This is a genomic window from Pseudomonas sp. BW16M2, assembly GCF_014268865.1.
Lineage (GTDB): Bacteria > Pseudomonadota > Gammaproteobacteria > Pseudomonadales > Pseudomonadaceae > Aquipseudomonas > Aquipseudomonas peradeniyensis.
Map to the genome: position 1 here is coordinate 12,977 of NZ_JABWRI010000027.1, position 18,132 is coordinate 31,108.

Consider the following 18,132-nt stretch of genomic DNA (forward strand, 5'->3'; position numbering starts at 1 on the left):
GGCTTCAGCCCGCCGTGGCCGAGGAGGCCGGAGCCTCCGGTTTGCGCAGTGGCTCCAGGCGCGAGGTGGTGTAGCGGCTCTCGCGGTAGAACCTCCAGCGGCCGAACAGGCAGTACACGTTCATGATCCGTCCTTGCTCCTTATAGCCCATGCGCAGGTGCAGCTTGAGCGCCGGGATGTTGTGCTGCTCGCACACGTCCACCACCTTGGTGCAGCCCTGGGAGGCCATGGCTTTCCATAGCGCCAGCTGCAGGTCCACCGACAGCTCGGTGCCCCAGTACTTGCGGATCAGCTCGCCGCCGAACTCGAAGAACTCGCCCGGCCCGACCGGGAACCAGCAGCCATAGTAGTGACGGTCGTGGTAGTGGCGGCTGCTGCCCCAGATGAAGGCCACGGCGTCGTTGTCGTCGTCGAGGAACATCAGTCCGGTATGGCCTTCGGCGGCCAGCTCGCGCATGGTCTCGACGCGGTCGCCGAAGTGACGGGCGAAGGCCTGCACGTTGTGCACGGTGATGCTTTCGACGCGCAGGCTGCCGTAAGGCTTGAGCCGGTGCGGCGGCACCGGGCTGACCAGGTCGCGCTCCATCCACAGCAGTTCCCAATGATAGAAGACGTAGTGCCGGAAGGCGCTACCGAGGGTGTCGCGCAGTCCCTTGCGCTTGATGCGGTCCTGGATCTTGGTGAATGCAGTCATGGTGCCTCCTGGGCATGGCTGATCGAGGTGCGTCTCATGACGCGCTCCAGGTCAGGGCGAATACGGTCTGCCCTGGCAGTTGAAAACGGACCTGGCCATCGGCGCAGCTGAAGCTGGCGCGACGGCTCTGGTTGTCGGGGCCGAACAGTTCGAGCTGGCCGGCGGGGCAGTCGCCCAGGGCCAGCGCCACCTGTTGCAGGCGCTCGGCCTTGTTCACCCCCAGCAGGCTGCGCTGGTGCTGGCGGGCCATGGCCAGGGCGTCGACCTCGAAGGCGTCGTTGTCCAGGGCCAGCACCTGGTCCAGCCAGTGGCGCTGGATGAACTGCTGGGCCAGGCCCACCGGCTTGAGTTCGTAGCGCTGCTCGCCGGTATCGCGCAGCATGCCCTTGGGCCATTCGGGCTCGTCGGCGACATGGAACCAGTTGAGCATGTCGAGCAGGCCGTCACCGGCGGCGTTGATCACCACCGAGGTCCACCACAGGCCGGCGTAGTGGGTGTTCTGTTCGTAGGGGCTGAGGCTCGAGCCACTGGACAGGTTGGTCTGGTCCAGCAGCAATGCCTTGCGTGGCCGGCCCTGGTCGTCCAGGCCCACCAGCCCGGCGGCCTGGCGCACGTTGTCGCGGTAGCTGCGGGTGGCGAGCAGGTCGCGGACCATCCATTCGTGCCAGGCCAGGGCGTCGATCTGTGCGCCCTGTTCGGCGAGCAGGCGCCGCGCCCAGTCGATGCCGCGGCGTTGCTTGCCGTCGTCGGTGAAGGGCCCGCCGAGCAGGCGCGAGGAGGCCGGCATGGCGATGCGCACGCCGGCCTCGCGGGCGCCGGGGTAATCGCGCACGCGCCTGGCCATGGCCTGGAAGAAGTCACGGTAGCTGGCGTAGTCGCGGTAGTTGAGGTTGGGCTCGTCGGCAAAGGCCAGGTAGTGGATGCCTTTGCCGCCCAGGGCCTTGGTCGCCTCGAGCCAGGCGTCAAGGCCATCGCTGCTGGTGCGGTCGCTGCGCAGGTCGGCGACCCGGGCGCTGCCGGCCAGCAGGGTGATGTCCTGGAGGATGCCGAAACGTTCCTGGTAGAGCTTGCGCCAGGCGTTCTCGAAGTTGGGTTGGCGTTGCAGCACGTCGACGAAGCTGTAGAACCCGGCGGCCTGGGGCCGCAGGGCGTCCAGGGCGGCGAAGCTCGAGGCCGGCGGCAGCACATAGGGCAGGGCAACCCCTAGCCTTGGCGTGGGGCCGAGTACTTTGCTGCCCAGGGCCAGGCGCACCTGGCCTGGTTGCTGGGGCAGGTCGCCCAGGTCGTCAGCACGCTGGGCAAACAGGTTGGCGCTGCCGTCGAGCCAGAACGCCGCCTTGCCGCTGCCCTGCAGGCCCAGGCGCCAGGTCTCGTCGCGGCTGCTGACCGGCAGCGGCAGCTGGTCGAAGCGCCAGTAGGCGCGGTAGGGCTTGAGCGGCAACTGCACGCGGCGACCGTCACCGAGGCGTTCGGCGAACAGCCCGTGGACGCCGCCGTGGTGCTTGCCGGCCAACACCGCCCGTTCGCCGGCCTTGACCCGGAAGTACAGCTCGACGCCCGGCCCGACCTCGGCGCTGAAGTGCACCTTGGCCGGCGCGAACAGCGCACGGGTGCTGGCATCGTGTTGGATACGGTAGTCGCGGAAGCTGTAGCCGGGCACTTCCAGGCGATAAGTGCCGCCACCCGATGCCAGGGGCCAGCGCTGCTCGCCGCGCACCTGCGCGGCCTCGATGTGCCGTTCGCCGGCCAGGCGGCCCTGGCCGTCCAGCAGGTACAGGCGCTCCGGGTTGGCGTCGGCCTGCCAGGCCGGGCGCCACTGGATGCGCAACTCGTCGGCGCGGGCCGGCAGCAGGTACAGGCTGCCATCGCGGATCTCGCCCCATTGCACGGGCGCGGCGAGCGCCGTTTGCGCCAGCAGCGCGGTGCACAGCAGCAGGGCTTTCATGCCGCCCTCCGTTGCAGCATCTGGCGCAGCGGCGCCAGGTCGGCGGGCAGGATGATCAGGGTCTGGCCGAGCGGCACGCCGCTGAGGCGGCAATACAGCACCAGCATGGCCAGGGTGACCGCCAGGTAGGCGATGGACGAGGCCGCCGCGGCGCCGACGATGCCCCATGCCGGGATCAGCAATACGTTGAGCACCAGGTTCAGCGCGGCGCCCGCGCCCATCAGCAGCGACACGGTGCCGGGACGGTTCTTGCCCAGCAGGTCCAGGCGCAGGATGCTGGCGTAGCACAGGCCGAGCAGGCCCGGCAGCAAGGCCAGCAGCGCCGGATAGGCCGGCGCGTAGTCGGCGCCGAACAGGGTTACGATCAGCCACTGGCCGATCAGCGCCATGCTCAGGCAGGCGCCGAGCATCACCGTGGCGGTCAGGCGCAGGGCCAGGGGTGTCAGCCGCTCCATGCCGGCGTCCTGCTGCAGCAGGCGTTTCATCAGCGGCGTGGTCACCGCCTCGGGGACGATCAGCAGCAGTTCGGCGGCGGCGCTGGCCATGGCGTAATGGCCCAGGGCGGTGCTGCCGAGCATGGCGCCGATGAACAGGTAGTCCGAGCGCAGGATCACCTGCTGGAACAAAAGGTCAGGGTGGCTCTTGGCGCTGTAGCTCAGCAGCTCGCGCTGGCCGCCGCGATCCCAGCGCAGGGTGAGCGGGTGCTGGCGGCGCAGCCACCACAAACCCAGCACCAGCACCAGGGCAATGCCGCACAGCCAGCTGATCAGCGCGGCCTCGAGGGCCTCGTCGCGCCACATCCAGAACAGCCCGAGGAACAGCAGCAGCGGCGCCAGCGATTCGGTCAGGCGCAGGGCGTTGAAGGCGCCGACACCGCCGCTGGCGTTGTGCAGGGTCAGCAGGCCGCTCTTGAGCACGGTCATCGGCACCGCCAGCAGCAACAGCCAGGCCAGCAGGCCCAGCTGCACGGTAATTTCCAGGTCGGTGCCGAACTCGCGCACCAGGAACACGCAAATCAGGGTCAGCAACCCGGCCAGCAGGCAGCCATAGACCAGCACCTGGCTCAGCAGCAGGCCCATGTCGCGCTGCTTGGCCGCCTGGTAGCCGACCGCGCTGTTCAGGCCGCCGCTGGTGGCGGCGCTGATCAGGTCGGGCAAGGTGCTGAGCAGGGCGAACAGGCCGCGCTCGCTGGGCCCGAGGATGCGCGCCAGCAGCACGTTGCGCAGCAGGCGCAGGGCGATCATCGCAAGCTTTGTGCCCATGCTCAGCGCCAGGTGACGCAGGTAGCTGTTGCGGTTCATCAGCGTTCTCCGCGGCTGATGCGCCAGGCCAGCAACGAAGGCCGGCTGGCATTGCGCTGGCTGACGCCGATGCGCGGCAGCGCCAGCGGGTCGTCCTGGCCCTGGCAGATCCCCGGGCGGGTGCTCAGGGCGTAGGGGTAGCGGTGCGCGGCGACCCGCGCGCGCACGCGCTCGTCGTGGTCGCCGTTGGGGTAGCAGTACACCGGCAGCGGTTCGCGGCAGCCTTCGTTGAGCGCGGCGTGGCTGCGTTGCAGCTCTTCGTTGAGGCGGTGGTCGTCCAGGTACGGCAGCAGGGCATGGCTGGCGCCGTGGGGGCCGAAGCGCACCAGGCCGGAATCCTCCAGGGCGCGCACCTGCTGCCAGTCCATGGCCTGGGGCAGCGACTCCGGCGGGCAGGCGTCGGTCAGCACATGCAGGGCCTGGGGGCTGAGGCTCTTGAGGGTCTGCAGGTAGCGCGCCAGCACCAGGCTGCGGGCCTTGCTGTGGTCGTGCATGAAGTAGGCCGCAGGCAGTGGCCGGCCGAGCTTGCGCAGGCGCTCGATCAGTTGCCGACGGGCCTCCTCGCCATGGCTGCCCCACAGGGTTTCGCCGACGCTTTCCCACCAGAAGCGCTGGCGGCTGCCGATGTAGTCGGTGGACAGGAAGATGCTCGCCGGCACCTGGTGGCGCTGCAGCAGCGGGAAGGCGTTGACGGCATTGTCGCGCCAGCCGTCGTCGAAGGTCAGGGCCACCTTGGGGCGGGTATCGCCGCGGGGCTCCTCGTGGCTCTTGAGCAAGTCCATGAGGCTGACGCAGTCGAAGTGCCGGGGCAGCCAGCGCAGCAGCCCTTCGAAGGCCCGGGGGCCGACGCACAGCTCGTTGCGATGGGGCAGGGCGGCGCTGGCGTCATCGGCCAGCACCCGGTGCAGCATGAGGATCACTCCGGCGCCGCGCAGTTCGGCGCGGCCACGCGGCGACTTGAAATAGAACCAGCCACTGGCCTGCTTGATGTGGGTCTTGATCGGCATGTCCGTCGCTCATCGATTCTGGTCTGGGTTCCATTGGCTGTAGCTGTGCCCGCGCAGGAACTGCCACAGGCCCACGCTCATGCCGGCGAGGGTGACCAGCACGAAGGCGGCCAGGCGGAACGGGCGTGGCAGGCGGCGGCGGGCGTCGAGCAGGCCGGCGATGGCGGCGGCGTAGCCGAGCAGCTGCAGGGCCAGGGTCAGGCGGTAGAATCCGGGTTCGATGGCCAGCCACAGGTTGGCTAGCAGCAACGGCAGCAGCAGCACCGGGGCCAGGCGGCGGATCAGCTTGTGGCTGATCAGGGCGATGGCGTACAGGCCGTGACGCGCCGGGTTGAGCAGCTCGCGGCGGGCGGCCAGGCTCAGCAGGCCACCGACGGTGACCCGCTGGCGGCGGCGGAACTGCTTGTCGGCCTCGTCCACGCCCTGGTCCAGCACCACCGCCTCGGGCACGTAGACGATACGCAGCCCTGCAGCCGGGGCGCAGGTGCTGATGAAGAAGTCGTCGTTGACCTGCTTGGGAATCGGTTGGTACAGCGCCCGGCGCAGGGCCAGCAGGGCACCGTCGGCCGAGACCATGCAGCCGGTGCGGTTCTCCACCTTGCGCACCCAGGCTTCGTAGTGCCGGTACAGGCTGTCGCCGATGCTCAGGCCCTTGCCCGGGTCGGGGATGATCATGTGCCCGGCGGTGCCGCCAACCTGGGCGTCTGCGAACGGGGCCAGCAGCAGCCCGAGGGTGTCGGCCGACCACTGGTTGTCGGCGTCGGTGAATACCAGCAGGTCGCCCGTGCACACCTGCACGGCACTGTTCAGCGCCCCGGCCTTGCCCAGGCGCGGCAGGTCCAGCACCTGCACCCGCGGGTCATCCAGGGCGCGGGCCAGCGCCACGGTACGGTCGCTGGAGCCGTCGCTGGCCACCACTACCTGCAGCTCGGCAGCCGGGTAGTCCTGACCGAGCACGCTGGCGAGCTTGGCTTCGATATGCCGCTCTTCGTTATGCGCGGCGATCACCACGCTCACCCGTTGCGCCGGTAATGGCGAATGCGTGCGACGGGCAAAGAACGGCGCGGCCAGGGTCAGCAGCAGGGGATAGCCGACCCAGGCGTACAACGGCAGCAACAGGCATAGCCAGAAGATGAACTCAGCCACGGGCGGGCCTCCTTGCGGTGCGGTTGAACAGGCTGAGGATGAACGCCGCGCCGGCCAGGTGCAGGCGCAGCCAGTGCAGGCCCCAGAGTTGCAGGGTGAGCAGCGGGTCTCGGTGCCGGCGGCTCTGGCGCAGGCTCAGGAACAGCGCGGGCAGGGCGCTGACCAGCAGGAAGAACAGCGCCACATGGGGAAAACCGTCGAGCAGGGCCGACAGGGCCATGGCGTCCAGCGCCCACGCCCCCACCGAAAGCAGCGGGAAGCGCAGCAGGCGCAGGCTCACGCCATGGCTGCGCAGCAGCTGCAGGTGGCTGCCTTGGCGCCACATCTCCTTGCCCAGCCATTCACGCCAGTTGGCCTCATAACCCCAGTGCAGCACCGCGGGCTGGCGCAGCACGCGCAGGCGGGCGCCGGACTCATGCAGGCGCAGGGTGAAGTCCTTGTCCTCGCCGGTACGCAGGCGCTCGTCGAAACCGCCGACCTGCTCGAACCAGCTGCGGCGCATCAGCAGGTTGGGGGTGGGCAGCCAGGTGCAGTCCTGCACCGTCTGGCCGGTGCGCAGGGTGCGCCGTTGCCAGGCCTGGGCGAACCACGGGGCGTGGCGCGGGGTGTCGCAGTCGAGGGCGAAGACATCACCTTCGCCGCGGCGCTGCAGGTCCAGCAGCAGGTCCAGCCAGTGCTCGGGCACCTCGATGTCGGCGTCGAGGAAGGCCAGCCATTCGCCGTGGCTGGCGGCCACGCCGGCGTTGCGCAGGGCGCCGATGGCCACCCCGGGCAGGGTCAGCACCTGGGCGCCGTGCTCGCGGGCGATACGTGGGCCATCGTCGCTGGAGCCGTTGTCGACCACGATCAGCTCGCAGGCCAGGCCTGCCGCGCTGGCCGAGCGCCGGGCGGCGTCCAGGGTGCGGCCGATATGGCGGGCCTCGTTGAACATCGGGATGACGATGCTCACCCGGCTCATCGGGCCACCTCCACTGGCTGTTGTTCACGGGCCTGGCCCAGCAGCACGCTGGACAGCGCCAGCATCAGCCACAGGTACTTGTGGCTGGGGGCGCTGAGGAACATCAGGAACAGGCCGATGGCCAGCATGCTCATGGTCAGGTGGGTCATCAGGTCGGCGCGGTCCGCATCACCGGCCGCGCGGAAGGCGGCGCGGGCCTGCCAGAAGTTGCGCAGGGCGAGAAAGATCATGCCGACGAACAGCAGGCCCGCCGGCAGGCCGACCTCGCTGAACAGCTCCAGGTAGGTGTTGTGGGCACGGCGGTAGAGGTCGGTGGTCTTGCTGTTGACCGGGGCGAAGGCCTTGGAGAAGCCGGTGTCGGCGTAATGCAGCGGGAAGGTACCGGGCCCGGTGCCGAGCAGCGGGCTGTGGCTGATCATTTCCTTGCCCACCACCAGGTAGGAGGCGCGTCGGCCCAGCGACTCGTCCTGGTGCGCGTTGACCCCGGACTTGAGCAGCATCAGCGACTGGATGCGCTCGGCGTAGCCCGCCGGCATCAGCGCCACGCCCAGGGGCAGGACGATGGCCAGGCCAAGCATGGCGAAGCCCAGGTGGCGCGGGCGGATGTAGGTCAGCTGTTCGCGGTAGTTGTACAGCACGATGCCCAGGCTGATCAGCAGCACCACCAGCCCCGAACGCGATTCGGTCTTGGTCATGCCCACCAGCAGCAACAGGCAGCAGCCGGCCCAGAACAGCTTGACCGGGATCTGCCGGGCCTTGATCGCCAGCCACAGCCCCAGCGGCATGGCGATGGTGATCAGCAGGGCGAAGGCGTTGGGGTCGAGCATGGCCGAGGCGCGGCCCTGTTCCTGGTACTTGGTGGAGAAGATCGCGAACAGGCAGGTGACGCACACGCTGACGGTGATCAGCCGGGCCAGCATCGGCAGGTTGAGGTCGCGGCCGACCAGCAGGGTGATGACGAACACCACCAGGCCCACCAGCAACTCGCGCAGGTGCCCGCCCGACAGCGCCAGGTCGTCGCTGGTCCACAGGCTCAGCAGGTACAGGGCCATGAACGCCAGCAGCAGGCGCCACTGGTTGCTGCGCAGGCGCTCGCCGGGCAACTGGCGCACCGCCAGTTGCAGGCTGAGGATCAGCACCAGGCCGATGCCCACCAGCTTGGCGCCGGACACCAGGCCGTCCTTGAGCAGCCCCTCCAGCGGCACCAGGGTGGCGATCGCCAGCAGGCCCCAGGCCGGCTTGCGGTACAGCACCAGCACGCCGGCCAGGCCGATCACGCCGCCGGGGGCCAGGAACGGGTAGGGGCTGGCCAGCAGCCCCAGGCTCAGCAGGGCCACCAGGGCTACCAGCGACAGGGGAATGATCATGCGACAACCTCCTCGGCCGTGCCCCGATAGACCAGGGCCCAGCGTTGTGCCAGGGTCGGCAGGTGGTAGCGTTCGCGTTGCGTGCGGCGGGCGCCGGCGACCAGCTCGGCGGCCTGTGCTGGATCCACGAGCAGGGCCTCGAGGTGTTCGCCCAGTTCGGTGCTGGCCAGCGGGGCGGCCAACAGACCGTTGCGCCCGTGTTCGATGACGTCGGGAATGCCGCCGACCCCGAAGGCCACTACTGGCACGCCATCCTGCATGGCCTCGAGCAGGATCATCGGCGTGCCTTCGGTGCGCGAGCTGATGACCAGGGCGTCCAGGCGTTTCATCCAGGCGCGCATGTCGCGCTGGAAGCCCGGCAGGGTGATGCGCGCGGTGAGACCGGCGGCGTCGATGCGGGCCTGCAGGGTGTCGCGCTCGGGGCCTTCGCCGAGCATCACGGCGTGGACCTGTGGGTGGCGCTGGCACACCGGGATCAGGGTGTCGAGGAACAGGTCGGGGCCTTTTTCGCTGGACAGGCGGCCGACGTAGGCGGCGAGCCAGGGGTTTTTATCGCAGTGGTGAGGTCCTGGCGTGGGAGCGGGCTTGCCCCGCGATGGCGATGTCAAATCTGACAGCGTATCGCGGGGCAAGCCCGCTCCCACGAAACCCGCTCCTACGCCACCTGGCAGGTCATCCTTGGTGTGCTCGGGCAGCCCGTTGGGTATCACCCGCAACTTGGCCTCGGGCACGCCGGCATCGCGATGGATGCGGGCGATGCTCTCGGCCACGCACACCACCGTGTCCACCGTCGGCGTGCGGCACAGTTGCAAGCTGAGCCAGGTGTAGAAACGCTGCTTGCGGCTGCGCGGGGTGAAACCATGCTGGGTGCTGACCATCGGCAAGCGCCACAGGGTGGCGCCGATCCAGCCGAACAGCTGGCCCTTGAAGTTGTGGCTGTTGACCAACGGCCGTTGGCCGCGCTGCGCGCCAAGTACCTTGAGCACCGCCCCGAGCCCATGGCAGGTGTCGCATTCGACACCTGCCTCGCGAAAGCGCGCCACCAGCTCCGCCGGGGCATCGAGGAACAGTACCCGATGCTGGCCGGGGGTGGCCTGGCAGTGGTCCAGGAGCATGCGCTCGGCGCCGTAGAACCCGCCACTGCCGAGCAGGTGCAGGATCGGCCGGCCGGCATGCAGCGCGGCGTTCAATTGCGCACCCAGTGCCACAGGCGTGGCAGCGACCAGCTCTTGTGCGGGTTGGGCAGCGCCGGGGCCTGGTCGTTGATCACCAGCAGCACCGGCAGGCCCAGCTCGTGGCTGATCTGCGCCGGATGCTTGAAGCGGTGGTCGAAGAACTCCCTGACGTAGACCACGGCGATCGCCAGCAGCAGGCCGGTGACCAGGCCGAACGGAATGATCAGGCCAGGTTTCGGGAAGCTTGCCGCAGTGGGCTCGTAGGGCGCGCTGAGGATCCGCGCGTTGGACTGGCTGCCATCGAGCAGGCCCTGGCCGCGGCTTTCCTCGTAACGCTGGGCGTAGGTAGAGAAGGCCTTGTGCAGGGCATCGATCTCGGTGTCCAGCTGGCGGGTCTTGCTCTGGGTCTCGCGCAGCTGGAGGATGCGCTTGCTGTAGTCGGCAATGCGCTGGGTCTTCTGCTCGATCACCTGCTGGGTCACCGCCAGGTCCTGCTGGCGCTCACGGATGCGGTTCTCGACGATCTTGAGGAACTGCGCGCGCAACTGGGCGATCTGCTGGCGGGCCATCACCATCTGGTCGGAACCTGGCTGGAACACCGTGGCGTCGCCGTTGTAGCGGGCCAGCTGGGTGGTCAGCTGCTCGCCGAGCTGCTTGATCTCGCGGTCTTCGAAGGCGACGTTGTCGACCGTGGTGGTGAAGGTGTAGGGGAACGCGTAGTCGGCCATCCTCGCCTTGCTGGCTGCAGCCAGGCTGCTCTGCAGGTAGTCGAGCCACTTCTGGTTCTGCAGCTGGCGGTCACGCTGCAGGTTGAGCGCCTGCTCCTCGGTGTTGATGGCGTTCAGCCGGAAGGTGATCTCTTCCTTGGGGTCCGACGAGCCGATGGCGGTCAGCAGCCCCAGGCGCTGGCTTTCCAGGTCGCCCAGGCGGGCCTGGTAGTGCAGTTTCTTCTGCTCGTAGAACGCCTCGGGCAGCTCGTTGGACTGCAAGTCCTGGCGGTTGGCCAGGAAGTTCTCCAGCAGGCGGCTGACGAACAGCGTGCCCAGCTTCGGATCGTCGGCGCTGTAGGTGATGGAAATCACGTTGGAGCCGGGCAGGGTCTCGACCTTGAGATCCTTGACCGCCTGGTCGGTGAGGGTGTCGAGCTGGGTGTCGCGGTCATCGGCCACGCTGTTGCCGAACAGCCGGTGCAGCGGGTCGAACACCGCGTGGCGTACCGGGTCGAGCACGGTACGGCGCAGCAGGCCGGGCTCGTCCGGGTAGTGGCCTTCCTTGCGCAGCTCGCCGATGGTCTGGCGGATCAGGGTCGGCGAGCGCAGGATGTTGCTCTCGGTCTCCATGTCGGCCAGCGACGGCGGGATGAACTGGTCGGCCTGCTGGCTGAGCGCCGAGGTGGTGTCGCTCTGCGAGAGTTTCTTGGACTGCACGATGACTTCGGCGGTGATGTCGAAGCTCTGCTTGAGCACCAACGGCAACAGCACGGCGATCACCGCGAACACCAGGAACACCCGCTTCACCAGTTGGCGGTTGGCGAAGAAGATGCGGAAGAACTCATGCACATAGTTTTCTTTGGGTTGCGTGGTCATGGTCCGTCCCCCGGTCAGTCGTTGCTTTCTTTGTTGTCGACGCGGTAGCTGAAGCTGAAACCGAAGCCCTGGAACAGAATCACGTCGGCCAGTTGTCGGGACAGCTCGGCGGCGCTGGCCAGCTTGGTCTTGGGCACGTAGAGCATGTCTTCGGGCTGCAGGTAGGCGAGTTTCTGGGTACCGCCGGACAGCGCCTGGTCGACGTCGTAGTTGACCGCGTGCACGGTGTTGCCTTCACGGCGCATGATCACCACCGAACCGAGCTTGGCCTTCAGGGTCGGGCCACGGGCCAGGGTCAGGGCCTCGAGCACCGATATTGGGCGGCGGATCTGGAAGGCGCCGGGTTGGCCGACTTCGCCGAGCACGTAGATCTCGTTGGCGGCGGTGGACTTGAGCAGCACGTCCACGCTCATGCGCCCGGGCAGGGTGGCGTAGCGCTCGTTGAGGTAGTCGCGCAGCTGGTTGACGGTCATGCCCTGCAGCGGCACCGAGCCTATTTCCGGGAAAGTGGCGCGGCCGTCGTTGCCCACGGTGATGTCGCGGCTCATGCCGGTGCCGGGGTGGTTGAGGGCGTTCTTCAGGTTGACCTCGTCGGTCATCGGGCTGATCACCCGCACGGTGACCTGATCGCGGTTGGGCTTGAACACCCGCTTGTCCTGGTAGGCCTGGCGAATGGCGCTCTCGGCCTCGCCGGGGGTCATGCCCTCGACGCGCACCGCAGCGTTGGTGCTGGGCAGGGTGATGCTGCCGTCGGGCTGCACCAGCTGGTTGCCGTTCAGGCCGCTGGCGGCCATGAAGTTCAGGTCCAGGGTGTCGCCGGACTGGATGCGGTAGACCCCGGCCGACCGGTTGCTGACGTGGAAGATCACCTCCAGCACGTCCTGCGGGCGCAATACCTGCTCGCGGCGGGCGACTTCGGTGGCCTGGCTCTCGGCTGGTGGCGCGGTGAGGATCTGCACCGGCATCTGGCGGTCTTCCTGGCTGGCGCAGCCGGCCAGGGCCAGCACGCACAGGGCAATCGATGGGTATCTCATGGCGTTCATCCTGTGCGGCCTCTCAGAGATTTTCGTACAGCCACTTGGGCATGTAGTACTTGCGCTTGTTGAACACGCTGCCGATCAATCGCGCGCCTGCCTGGGTCAGGCGCTGGCTGGCGGCCTGGGCGACTTCCCAGCGGGTCTCCTCGGCGCAGACCACCAGGATCACGCCGTCGACCAGGGTGCCGATCACCAGGCTGTCGGCGCTGGCGTAGATGGCTTCGCCGTCGATCACCACGAAGCGGTACTGGTTGCTCAGCTGGTGCAGCAGCACGCGCAACTGCTCATGGTCGAGGCGGTCGCGGCCGCGCTTCCAGGTACCCACCGGCAGCACGTCGAACGGCTGGTCGGACAGGCGCACGATGCAGTCCTGGGCCAACGGCGGGGTGTCCTGGTTGAACAGCAGATCGCTGTAGCCGCGCAGCTTGCCCAGGCCCAGTTGCTGGCTGAGGCCGCCGGGGCTGAGGCTGGCGTCGATCAGCAGCACGTTGCCCGCGCTCATCAATGCCAGCTGGCTGGCGAAGGCCAGGGCGCTGGTACTGGTGCCGCTGCCGGTGTTGGCCGCGGTCAGCAGCAGGGTGCGCTGGTCGAGGTCGAGCACGGTGGAGGTCAGGTTGGTCTCGCTTGGGGTAGCGATCGTCAGGCTTCTCGAGGATGAACCGTCCATCTCAGCTTGCTCCGTGGCCAGTGAAGACTTTGAACGGGGTCTTGAGCAGGATCTTCAGGTCCAGCATCAGGCTCTGTTCGTTGATGTAGCTCAGGTCCAGCTCTACGCGTTGGTCAAAGTCGATGTTGCTGCGCCCGGAGATCTGCCACAGGCCGGTCATGCCCGGGTAGATCGACAGCCGCGCCAGGTGGTTGTCGTGGTAGCGGTAGGCGTTGAACGAGGTGGGGCGCGGGCCGACCAGACGCATGTCGCCGGTGACCACGTTGATCAGGTTGGGCAGCTCGTCCAGGCTACTGCGGCGCAGCCAGCCGCCTATCGAGGTGATGCGCGGGTCCTTGTCGATCTTGAAATCGATGGATTCGGCGCCGTGCTTGTTCAGGTGGCGCAGCGAGTCCTTCAGCGCCTCGGCGTTGGCCACCATGGTGCGGAACTTGTACATGCCGAAGGCGCGGCCCCGGTAGCCGGTGCGTTTCTGCACGAAGAACACCGGGCCCTTGCTGGACAGCTTGATCAGCAGCGCCAGCACCAGGAACACCGGCGACAGCAGCAGCAGCAGGGTCAGCGCGGCCAGGCACGACAGCACGCGGTTGGTGCGCGACAGCGTCCACGGGCGGCCTCCGGCGCGGCCGGTCATCCAACCACGGCCCTGCATGTGGATGGCGGCATCGATGCGCTGCCGGTGCGCCGGGTCCATGCGTTTGTCCTGGTACAGCGCCTGCAGTTGCGCGCTCTTGGGTTGTCCTGTCATACCGCCCTCCGCTGATCTGGCTGCTCGCCCGTGGGCGCCGCTTCGCTGGCGGCGGGCGAGTGGTAGCTCTTGAACCAGGCGACGAAGCGCCCGAGCCCTTCATCAAGGCCTATCTGTGGGGTGAAACCGGTGACCCTGGCCAGGGCGCTGGCGTCGGCGCAGGTGGCCAGCACGTCGCCCGGCTGCAGCGGCAGCAGTTCGATCACCGCGTTGCGCTGCAGGTGCTTCTCCAGCAGGGCCAGGTAGTCGAGCAGCTCCACCGGGCGCTGCCCGCCGATGTTGTACAGGCGCCAGGGCGCGTGGCTGCTGGCCGGGTCCGGGTCGAGCGCGTCCCACTGCGGGTCGGCGACTGGGGGCAGGGGGATCAGCCGCACCAGGCTTTCGACGATGTCGTCGATGTAGGTGAAGTCGCGCTGGTGGCGGCCATGGTTGAACAGCTGGATCGGCCGGCCTTCGCTGATCGCCTTGGCGAACTGCATCGGCGACATGTCCGGGCGACCCCAGGGGCCGTACACGGTAAAGAAGCGCAGGCCGCTGCAGGGAATGCCATAAAGGTGGCTGTAGCTGTGGGCCATGGCCTCGTTGGCCTTCTTGGTGGCGGCATACAGCGACAGCGGGTGGTCCACCGGATCCTGCACCCGATAGGGCGTCTGCTGGTTGGCGCCATACACCGAGCTGGACGAGGCGTACAGCAGGTGCTTGACCGGATGGCGGCGGCAACCTTCGAGAATGTTGAGAAAACCGGCGAGGTTGCTGTCCAGGTAGGCTTGCGGGTTCTGCAGCGAGTAGCGCACGCCGGCCTGGGCCGCCAGGTGCACGACGACCTCGGGGCGCTCGCTGGCAAACAGCCGGGCCATGCCGTCGCGGTCGCCCAGGTCCAGGCAGTGCAGCGGGAAGTCACCGACCGTCTGGCGCACCCAGTGCACGCGGGCATGCTTGAGCGCCGGCTCGTAGTAGTCGTTGAAGTTGTCCAGCCCCACCACCTGGTGCCCCTCGAACAACAGCTGGCGGCAGGTGTGGGCGCCGATGAAGCCGGCCGCGCCGGTGACCAGCACTTTCATGGCGCATCCACCTGTGGGGCGACCTGGCGCAAGCCGATGCCGCTGTAGTGCAGACCGTGGGCGGCGACCTGCTCGGGGTTGTACAGGTTGCGTCCGTCGACGATCACCCGCTCGCGCAGCTTGCTGGCCAGCATCGAGAAGTCGACCACGCGGAAGTTCTTCCACTCGGTGCAGATCACCAGGGCATCGGCGTCCTGCAGGGTGTCGTCGCGGGTGGCGCACAGGTGCAGGTCGTCACGGTAGCCGTACAGGCGCCGGCACTCGTCCATGGCTTCGGGATCGTAGGCGCGCACGGTGGCGCCTTCGGCCCACAGGGCCTCCATCAGGTAGCGGCTGGGGGCCTCGCGCATGTCGTCGGTGTTGGGCTTGAAGGCCAGGCCCCACAGGGCGATGGACTTGCCGGCCAGGCCCGCCAGGCGCTGCTTGAGCTTGGCGAAGAGGATGCGCCGCTGCTGGTCGTTGACCTCATTGACGCTCTGCAGCAGGCGCAGCGGCATGCCACTGTGGGCGGCGGTGTGCAGCAGGGCCTTGATGTCCTTGGGGAAGCACGAGCCGCCGAAGCCGCAGCCTGGATAGATGAAGTGGTAGCCGATGCGCGGGTCGGAGCCGATGCCCCGGCGCACCGCTTCGATATCGGCGCCCAGGTGTTCGCTGAGGTTGGCCAGCTCGTTCATGAAGCTGATGCGGGTGGCGAGCATGGCGTTGGCGGCGTACTTGGTCAGCTCGGCGCTGCGGTTGTCCATGAACATCAGCTTTTCGTGGTTGCGGCAGAACGGCGCGTACAGTTCGGCCAGCTGGTCATGGGCGACTTCGTCGAGGGTGCCGACGATGATCCGGTCCGGACGCATGCAGTCGGCCAGGGCGCTGCCTTCCTTGAGAAACTCGGGGTTGGACACCACGCGCACCTGCAACTGGCCCTTGCCCAGGCGCTGCAGTTCGTCGCGGGCCAGGGCCATGACCTGGTCGGCGGTGCCCACCGGCACGGTGGACTTGATGATCAGGGTGTGGTCGGTCTCCATCAGCGCGGCGATCTGCCGGGTGACGTTGAGCACATGGCTGAGGTCAGCCGAGCCGTCTTCGTCGGGCGGCGTGCCGACGGCGATGAAGATCAGCTCGGCGTGGCTGACCGCATCGCTGGCCTGGGTGCTGAACAGCAGGCGGCCTTCCTTGATGTTGTCCTCGAGCAGGTCCGACAGGCCCGGCTCGCTGATCGGCGGCACACCTTGGCGCAACTGGTTGATCTTGTGGGTATCGACATCCACGCACAGGACCCTGTGACCGACGTCCGCCAGGGCTGCTGCCTGAACCAGTCCGACATAACCGGTGCCAAAAACGCTCACGTCCATGCGCGGTGCCTCGTATGGATGAGTAAGGGAGATGAAACAGTGATGTGAATTGGGTATAGCTCAGCCCGATGGATTTGCGTCAAAGCAATGGCATGTTTCGTCGAATTTACAACCCCTGGCGAAACGGGCGATCTGCCACCAACCCGTTTCCAATCCGTGTGTTAGCGCGCATAGCTAGTGGCAATTGGCCGTTCGACGAACCGATGAACGGTTGGACGCACCGAAATAAGCGGGTTTCAGACGATAGAGAGAATCAACAACAACTTGCGGCAGGTGCCAGATTACGGTGTCGGTATGTCGTCGGAATTTTGACTTTTTTGCGTTGTGGTTTGTTTCACAGCTGCTACGGTTTGAGGAGATTTCCATGACCGGAGTGGCCGAAACATGCGCGGATGGATCAAGCTTTTGCTGTTGCTCGTCTATCTGGCCAGCTTTCATGCCTATTACCGCGAGCGCATAGAAGCACTGGGTATTGGCCTGCCATTGGTGCTGTACCTGGGGGTGTTCGCAGTATTGGCGCTGGCGCTGCTGCTGGCGGCGTTCAGCCGCCCCGGCTGGCTGCGCTGGTCGCTGGCGCTTGTATTTACGGTCAGCGCGATCTTTCTCGATGCTTATAACCGCATCACCGACTCCTACCTGACCTATAGCGCATTCGTGTCCATGGTCTATGCCGGCGGTTTCGTCCAGGAGGCCCTGCAGCAATATCACTACGCCATTACCCTGGCTGCGGCACGGGCGCTGTTGCTGCTGTTGGGTCTTGGCTTGCGTCCGGGGCCGACCCCTCGGCTACCGTGGCTGTTGCCACCCGTGGCGCCGGTGCTGGGCCTGCTGGTGCTGATCGCCATCCTGTTCGTGCGCGCCGGCGAGGGCGCACGCGGGCTGCCGGTGATGTACACGCCGCTGGCCTACCTCAGCCTGTTCGGCTACGAGACCCTGCACGACCATGTCGGGCCACGCCAGCCAGTGAGTCTGGCCCAGTCCGGGCCGGCGATGGCGCGGGATATCGTGCTGCTGATCGATGAGAGCATCTCGGGCAACTACCTGGACCTGAACACCCCGGCCGGGGTCACCAGCCACCTGGCCCAGGCCCAGCCCGGTGTGTCCATCGTCAACTTCGGCTACGCCGCGTCCATCGCCAACTGCAGCGCCGACACCAATGTCACCCTGCGTTATGGCGGCACCCGCGGTGATTACCTGCGGATCAATTCGACCCAACCGTCGATCTGGCAGTACGCCAAGCGCGCGGGCCTGGGTACGGTATACATCGATGGCCAGCGCACCGGCGGCAACCTGCAGAACCTGATGACCGAGACCGAGAAGCGCGATATCGACCAGTTCATCCAGTTCGACGACACGCCTGTGGTGCAGCGCGACATGGCGGCGCTGGAGCGGCTGGTGGCGCTGCTCAAGGACGGCAGGCCGCAGTTGATCGTGGTGAACAAGGTCGGCGCCCACTTCCCGGTGCACGACAAGTACCCGGACGACTTCCTCAAGTACCAGCCGGCCTTGCCGCGAGGGCGTTACGTCGATATTGCCGATACCGGTACCCGTGACGGCTTCGATGGCCGCCCGCAGGACTGGGTGCTGTATCGCAACGCCTACCAGAACACCGTGTTGTGGAATGTCGGCGAATTCTTCCGCCGGCTGTTCGCCGAGGGCGACCTCAGCCAGGCCGTGGTGCTCTACACCTCAGACCATGGCCAGGACCTGCATGAACGCGGCAACCCCGGGCTGAACACCCACTGCGACAGCGATCCGGTGCCCGAAGAAGGCCTGGTGCCGCTGGTGGTGATCCAGGGCGAGGGCCTGCGCACGCTGGACTGGCAGGCCCATCTGCAGGCCAACCGCAACGCCTCCAGCCATTACAACCTGTTCCCCACGCTGCTCAAGCTGATGGGCTATGACGGCACGGCCGTGAGCGCGCTCTACGGCCGTTCGCTGGACATGCCGACCGACGACCCGTTCACCTTCAACGTGCGCTTCAATGCGCGGCTGGGGGCCAAGCCGGATTTCCGTCATATCGACCTGGGGCAGGTGGTCACGCCCGCCAGTGTCCTGGCGGGGCAGCCGATGCCGGTGGGCAAGGCGGACTGA

The 18,132-nt window shown here is 67.3% G+C and carries 15 protein-coding genes; 1 reads left to right on the top strand and 14 read right to left on the bottom strand.

The features are described from left to right. Positions 1-4: 4 nt before the first annotated feature. The 14 genes from HU735_RS20590 to HU735_RS20655 are packed head-to-tail and all read right to left on the bottom strand — an operon-like array spanning position 5 to position 16,038. Entirely contained in the window at positions 5-694 is a 690-nt protein-coding gene (locus HU735_RS20590) for an N-acetyltransferase (protein ID WP_186715008.1), read from the bottom strand. A gap of 34 nt (positions 695-728) precedes the next feature. Next, a complete protein-coding gene (locus tag HU735_RS20595; protein WP_186715009.1) occupies positions 729-2,639 on the bottom strand; it encodes a hypothetical protein in 1,911 nt (636 codons plus the stop codon). Then, positions 2,636-3,940 carry an oligosaccharide flippase family protein gene (locus HU735_RS20600; protein ID WP_186715010.1) on the bottom strand — a complete coding sequence of 435 codons (1,305 nt, stop codon included), beginning with the start codon at positions 3,938-3,940 and terminating at the stop codon, positions 2,636-2,638. Before HU735_RS20600 ends, HU735_RS20595 begins: the two co-directional genes overlap by 4 nt. Further along, entirely contained in the window at positions 3,940-4,947 is a 1,008-nt protein-coding gene (locus HU735_RS20605) for a polysaccharide deacetylase family protein (RefSeq protein WP_186715011.1), read from the bottom strand. Before HU735_RS20605 ends, HU735_RS20600 begins: the two co-directional genes overlap by 1 nt. Positions 4,948-4,956: 9 nt before the next feature. Further along, positions 4,957-6,093, bottom strand: a complete 1,137-nt coding sequence (locus HU735_RS20610) for a glycosyltransferase (protein WP_186715012.1) — start codon at positions 6,091-6,093, stop codon at positions 4,957-4,959. Next, complete coding sequence (locus HU735_RS20615) at positions 6,086-7,051, bottom strand: glycosyltransferase (protein ID WP_186715013.1); 966 nt, start codon at positions 7,049-7,051, stop codon at positions 6,086-6,088. The genes HU735_RS20610 and HU735_RS20615 overlap by 8 nt, the downstream gene beginning before the upstream one ends. Then, positions 7,048-8,418, bottom strand: coding sequence for an O-antigen ligase family protein (locus HU735_RS20620; RefSeq protein ID WP_186715014.1), 1,371 nt, complete (start codon positions 8,416-8,418; stop codon positions 7,048-7,050). Before HU735_RS20620 ends, HU735_RS20615 begins: the two co-directional genes overlap by 4 nt. After that, positions 8,415-9,608, bottom strand: coding sequence for a glycosyltransferase family 4 protein (locus tag HU735_RS20625; protein ID WP_238349865.1), 1,194 nt, complete (start codon positions 9,606-9,608; stop codon positions 8,415-8,417). The genes HU735_RS20620 and HU735_RS20625 overlap by 4 nt, the downstream gene beginning before the upstream one ends. Further along, positions 9,605-11,179 (bottom strand): lipopolysaccharide biosynthesis protein, encoded by a 1,575-nt coding sequence (locus tag HU735_RS20630; protein WP_050705460.1) that lies wholly within the window; start codon positions 11,177-11,179, stop codon positions 9,605-9,607. The genes HU735_RS20625 and HU735_RS20630 overlap by 4 nt, the downstream gene beginning before the upstream one ends. A gap of 14 nt (positions 11,180-11,193) precedes the next feature. After that, positions 11,194-12,213: a polysaccharide biosynthesis/export family protein gene (locus tag HU735_RS20635; protein WP_186715015.1), complete on the bottom strand. Its 1,020-nt coding sequence runs from the start codon at positions 12,211-12,213 to the stop codon at positions 11,194-11,196. 22 nt (positions 12,214-12,235) lie between these two features. Continuing rightward, positions 12,236-12,883, bottom strand: coding sequence for a CpsD/CapB family tyrosine-protein kinase (locus HU735_RS20640; protein WP_050705462.1), 648 nt, complete (start codon positions 12,881-12,883; stop codon positions 12,236-12,238). Between the two features lies 1 nt (position 12,884). Next, positions 12,885-13,631: a sugar transferase gene (locus HU735_RS20645; RefSeq protein ID WP_050705463.1), complete on the bottom strand. Its 747-nt coding sequence runs from the start codon at positions 13,629-13,631 to the stop codon at positions 12,885-12,887. Then, positions 13,628-14,692, bottom strand: a complete 1,065-nt coding sequence (locus tag HU735_RS20650; protein ID WP_186715016.1) for an NAD-dependent epimerase — start codon at positions 14,690-14,692, stop codon at positions 13,628-13,630. The genes HU735_RS20645 and HU735_RS20650 overlap by 4 nt, the downstream gene beginning before the upstream one ends. Beyond that, positions 14,689-16,038 carry a UDP-glucose/GDP-mannose dehydrogenase family protein gene (locus HU735_RS20655; RefSeq protein ID WP_050705465.1) on the bottom strand — a complete coding sequence of 450 codons (1,350 nt, stop codon included), beginning with the start codon at positions 16,036-16,038 and terminating at the stop codon, positions 14,689-14,691. Before HU735_RS20655 ends, HU735_RS20650 begins: the two co-directional genes overlap by 4 nt. Positions 16,039-16,422: 384 nt before the next feature. Here HU735_RS20655 and HU735_RS20660 point away from each other — a divergent pair, with 384 nt between their 5' ends. After that, on the top strand, positions 16,423-18,132 hold the full coding sequence (locus HU735_RS20660) for a sulfatase-like hydrolase/transferase (RefSeq protein WP_186715017.1): 1,710 nt from the start codon (positions 16,423-16,425) through the stop codon (positions 18,130-18,132).

Excerpts from the sequence above, each read along its gene's own strand:
- HU735_RS20590 (WP_186715008.1), bottom strand. The coding sequence starts at position 694 with ATGACTGCATTCACCAAGATCCAGGACCGCATCAAGCGCAAGGGACTG.
- HU735_RS20595 (WP_186715009.1), bottom strand. The coding sequence starts at position 2,639 with ATGAAAGCCCTGCTGCTGTGCACCGCGCTGCTGGCGCAAACGGCGCTC.
- HU735_RS20600 (WP_186715010.1), bottom strand. The coding sequence starts at position 3,940 with ATGAACCGCAACAGCTACCTGCGTCACCTGGCGCTGAGCATGGGCACA.
- HU735_RS20605 (WP_186715011.1), bottom strand. The coding sequence starts at position 4,947 with ATGCCGATCAAGACCCACATCAAGCAGGCCAGTGGCTGGTTCTATTTC.
- HU735_RS20615 (WP_186715013.1), bottom strand. The coding sequence starts at position 7,051 with ATGAGCCGGGTGAGCATCGTCATCCCGATGTTCAACGAGGCCCGCCAT.
- HU735_RS20620 (WP_186715014.1), bottom strand. The coding sequence starts at position 8,418 with ATGATCATTCCCCTGTCGCTGGTAGCCCTGGTGGCCCTGCTGAGCCTG.
- HU735_RS20630 (WP_050705460.1), bottom strand. The coding sequence starts at position 11,179 with ATGACCACGCAACCCAAAGAAAACTATGTGCATGAGTTCTTCCGCATC.
- HU735_RS20635 (WP_186715015.1), bottom strand. The coding sequence starts at position 12,213 with ATGAGATACCCATCGATTGCCCTGTGCGTGCTGGCCCTGGCCGGCTGC.
- HU735_RS20640 (WP_050705462.1), bottom strand. The coding sequence starts at position 12,883 with ATGGACGGTTCATCCTCGAGAAGCCTGACGATCGCTACCCCAAGCGAG.
- HU735_RS20645 (WP_050705463.1), bottom strand. The coding sequence starts at position 13,631 with ATGACAGGACAACCCAAGAGCGCGCAACTGCAGGCGCTGTACCAGGAC.
- HU735_RS20650 (WP_186715016.1), bottom strand. The coding sequence starts at position 14,692 with ATGAAAGTGCTGGTCACCGGCGCGGCCGGCTTCATCGGCGCCCACACC.
- HU735_RS20655 (WP_050705465.1), bottom strand. The coding sequence starts at position 16,038 with ATGGACGTGAGCGTTTTTGGCACCGGTTATGTCGGACTGGTTCAGGCA.
- HU735_RS20660 (WP_186715017.1), top strand. The coding sequence starts at position 16,423 with ATGCGCGGATGGATCAAGCTTTTGCTGTTGCTCGTCTATCTGGCCAGC.